The sequence below is a fragment of the Protofrankia sp. Cj3 genome (genome assembly GCF_917627355.1).
Classification (GTDB): Bacteria; Actinomycetota; Actinomycetes; order Frankiales; family Frankiaceae; genus Protofrankia.
On record NZ_CAKJTR010000252.1, the window covers coordinates 1,784 to 6,042 of the forward strand.

At 65.2% G+C, this 4,259-nt stretch carries 3 protein-coding genes; 2 read left to right on the plus strand and 1 reads right to left on the minus strand.

All coding sequences use genetic code 11. The features are described 5' to 3' along the window. Nucleotides 1–1,097, minus strand: a 1,097-nt coding sequence (locus tag MJ783_RS21610) for a porin PorA family protein (protein ID WP_239313312.1), incomplete at its 3' end; no start/stop codon positions are given. 741 nt (nt 1,098–1,838) lie between these two features. On the opposite strand from MJ783_RS21610, the gene MJ783_RS21615 reads away from it, so the two are divergent. Then, nucleotides 1,839–2,294, plus strand: a complete 456-nt coding sequence (locus MJ783_RS21615; RefSeq protein WP_370651771.1) for a hotdog fold thioesterase — start codon at nt 1,839–1,841, stop codon at nt 2,292–2,294. A gap of 483 nt (nt 2,295–2,777) precedes the next feature. Beyond that, nucleotides 2,778–4,259 (plus strand): alkaline phosphatase family protein (locus MJ783_RS21620; protein WP_239313314.1); only part of this gene is annotated, 1,482 nt, incomplete at its 3' end.

A 4,259-nucleotide genomic window follows, 5' to 3' on the forward strand; every position in this document is an offset into this window, starting at 1 on the left:
GGGCCTTGATAAGAAACAGGCCAACTGGCTGACCCGGCATCGGTGGAGGGTCCGGGCGTAGCTACCAGCGACGCTATTATAGGGGCTGACTCACGGTGGGATGAACGACGCTGGCGGATAATCGCGGCCGCCAGCAGAACAAGGCCCAGTGCGCCAAGAACGATCGGCACAATGACCTCAATCATGGTCAGTTGCCGGGCAACAGCCGCGGACTTACGTGCCAGCTCCTCCTGACTGTGCGGTGTCACGGTGAGGTCGACGGCCAGCACCGGAAGGAGGCTGACCACCTGGCCGTCGATGGAGACACCGGCGAGGATCTTCTCATTCGCCGTTTCCTTCACGGCGAGGCCGGTCACGGTGTCGATCCATACATGCAGATCCTTGGTCACGGTGTAGTGCATCGGTATGGCATTGGGCAGGGCCGCATTCGCCGCAAGCAGTTTTGTCTGTACGTCGGCGGGCAACAACGACACCAGCGGGGTCAGCTTGTCCTTCGGCAACACGGCGGGCAGCGTGTGGCTCAGCTCGGCGTCCTGGACGGGCCCGGTCGACACCGCATGGTAGATGCCGACGCTGCGGCCGAAGTACTTGCCGTCGGCGCCCTCATAGGTCACCGGGACGGTCTGTCGTGCCACGGAATCGTAGAACTGATAAGAGTTGTCCGCCTTCGGATGTATCGGGAAGCCCACGGTGAGGCCGGACGCGGGCTCAACCTCAACGGACACGCCGGCCGGCGGCGTAGTGGCCTCGAGGGTGCTGCGGTCGACGGCATACACCTGACTGGCCGGCAGGACGGTCGGCCCCGCGTGCAGGGTGGAATCATCATGAATGATGGCGACGTCACCGCTGGTGCTGACAACCCGGACCTGCCGTTCCATGGTGAGCGGCACATCCTTCTGCAACACGTGGGCCATGTCGCCGGAAGCGAGGGCCTTCGTGTTGAGCAGGGTTCCCGTCCCCGCGAAGTCGAACGATATGTTCGTGTCCCCGGGCAGCCTCGTCAGGATGGGCACGACCGCGAAGCGCTCGATAAGCGCCAGCGCGACCAGGAGCAACCCAGCCGTTCCCAGCAGGATGGATGAGCGTCGTAACGCCATCGGGGAATCTCCCATCGGTTCGGACCCGCAAGCCGTCCAACCTGCTTCACGGGTGGTTCTGTCGAGTCACGTAACGGCGTTTGCACCGGCAACGAGTCGCCAGCCTCGCACCTGCGCAGGTGAAGCCCCGCCGATGCAACGGCCAACCGGGCGCCCATGGTTCACAGCAGTCTGGAGCATGCACATCCATTCCGCCGCGTCCTCGGGACGGCATCGGCTGTTGTAGTGAGCACGTAGAAGGGGGATGGTACATGCCACCGACCCGACAGGCCTGCCGACAGTTCCAGGTTGCCTGCGGCACCTTCAGGCGCCCGAAGCGAGCGATTCCAGCCAGGACCCGGCGGTCCTCGACGGATCGGGATGGCGGATTCCGCCCCGGTGCCCGCGCCTTGCGATCGCGGTATCGGGACAGGCGATCGCGGTATCGGGACGGGTCCATCAGCGTCGGGTATCGATGAATACGCAGGTAGCGGGCTTGTATACGGCATAGACATTGATGGGCGTCCCGGCGCGGATCGTCGAAGCCCGCGGATCAGCCGCCGGCTCCCCCGCGGGGTAGCCGGCTCACGGCCGAGAACCATACGCCAGGTAGCGCCCGGCAGGCGCTGACACGCGCTTGAATGTGAGGACAGGAAGAAGGGAGCTCACGTGGCAGATCCGATCATCGGTACCAGCACCGATCTGGACCCGGGCATCCGCGCAAGCCCAGAGACCCATTCGATCACCGACATCGCGGCGGCCATTTCCGCGGTCTCCCGCACCGGCCCCGGCGAGGATGTCGTCACTGTCCTGAACCACAGCCGGGGCGAGCTGGCCACACGCATGGGCATCACGATCATCGAAGCCACTCCGGACCGGATCGTCGCGACGATGCCGGTCGAGGGCAACCGACAGCCCTACGGGTTGCTCCACGGGGGCGCGTCCGTGGTGCTCGCCGAGACGGTTGGCTCACTCGCCGCGGCAATCTCACCTGCCGCGGCCGGCCGGGCGGCCGTGGGGATCGAAATCAACGCGACTCACCACCGAGCCGCGCGGTCGGGCACGGTGACGGCGACAGCCACCGCGATCCAGGTCGGCGCGACGCTCAGCACCTACGACATCCGGATCATCGATGACTCCGGTCGCCCTGTGTGTACGTCACGACTAACCTGCCTGTTTCGCGACGCTCCGCCCGGAGCCAGGCGGCAAACCGTGTAGCCAAGCCGGCGGACGGCTGTTACGGACGGCTGCTACGGGCGGCTGCTGCCGACGCCGGTGAGCGGACACCGGTGGGACCAGCCGGATGCAAGGACTCCGATACGTCAGGCCCGCGTCCCCGGAAGAGCGGCATTGCCGCATCCCGCGGACTCACCTCGACAACGACACAAGCCACCGAGGGGTACCTGCGCACCCGCCCGAGGACGAAAGGTGCCACTCGAACCGCATTCGCCCAGGCCACGGCGGCTACAGAACAGGAACAAGCGTACCGGATGACCACCGCGCCGCCAGGACGGTCAGCTCCCACCGACACCTACAGCACGCGAACCCGGCGAATACCATAATGCCGTTCAAGCTGGCCCGGGTAACAAACACCGACAATAAATCTTCTGATTGGCCACTGGCACCGCCCGCATATTCTGCTCTCCGGTTGTCCCGCGGGGGCAGCTGGATTCGGATGATCGTCGGAGGATCGGAGGAACTGTGCGACGACGACAGGTGGTCCACGCGGCTCTCGCGGCGAGCGCGACCGCGGTGATCGGGCTGGGGATGGCCCCGGGCGTGCTTGCCAACCCGCCACAACACGGCAGGCACGGCCCAATTCTCGGTCGGTATAAACACCTCGTAGTGATCTACGAGGAGAATCACAGCTTCGACAATCTCTATGGGCGATGGGGCACGGTTGACGGCCAGCGGGTCGACGGCCTGAGGGATGCGGACAGGTCACACACGGCCCAGGTCACGCAGGACGGCAAACGCTACACTTGTCTACCGCAGAACGACGTGAATCTGACGTCGCCCAGTCCGTTGCCCACGACCTGCGTGGACGCGGCGAACGGGGTCCCCGCAAGCTATTTCCGCAACAAACCGTTCACCATCGACAGCTACATTCCGGCGAATGCCAGCACCTGCCCGGCGCCCGGGACCGCCGCGACCAACGGTGTCCTCGCGAACAGCGCGGGCAGCGAGCCCGGTGGGTGCACCCGTGACCTGACGCACCGTTTCTACCAGGAGCAGTATCAGATCGACGGCGGCAGGCAGGACCGTTACGTCACGGGCAGTGACGCTGTAGGCTTGACCATGGGCGTCTACGACACCAGGTCGTTGCCGATCTACAAATATCTGCACGGCGCCGAGGCCCCGCACTACGTAGTCGCCGACCACTTCTTCCAAGCCGCGTTCGGTGGTTCCTTCCTGAATCACCAGTTCCTGGTCGCGGCGCAGGCCCCGATCGACACGAGCGCCGGAGCCGGCGGCCCAGACGCGAACCTGCACTCGGTCGTGGACACCAACGGGTTCCCGACCACCTATCCGCTGTACAAGCCAACCACCACAGTGGTGCAGGACGCGCAGCTGACCCAGGCCTGCGGCCCAACCGCCAATCCCACGGTGGCCTGCGGCGACTACGCGATCAACACCATCCAGCCCACCAACACCCCGCACAGTTCCAGCACCATCAGGCTTCCGCTGATCGACGACGCCAAGTATCCGAACATCGGGGACCGGCTGAGCGCTGCCGGCATTTCCTGGAACTGGTACTCCGGTGGCTGGGACGACGCGGAGGCGGGCCACGCCGGTCCGCTCTTCCAGTACCACCACCAGCCGCTCAACTACTTCGCCGCGTACGCACCGGGACAGCCGGGCCGGGCCCACCTACAGGACGAAACAAAATTCATTGCGGCTGCGACGAAAGGTACGTTGCCGACCGTCAGCTTTGTCAAGCCCTACGGCGCGGAGAACGAGCATCCTGGCTACGCCAGTGAGCCGGACGGTAGCGACCACCTCGTCGACCTGCTCAAGACGATCGAAAACGGGCCCGCGGGCAAGGACACACTCGTTATAGTCACCTATGACGAGTTCGGCGGTCAGTGGGACCATGTCTCCCCACCCGGCAAGGGCAGCCCCACCCAGGGGGTCTATGACCAGTTCGGACCGGGAACTCGCGTTCCGGCACTGGTGATAAGC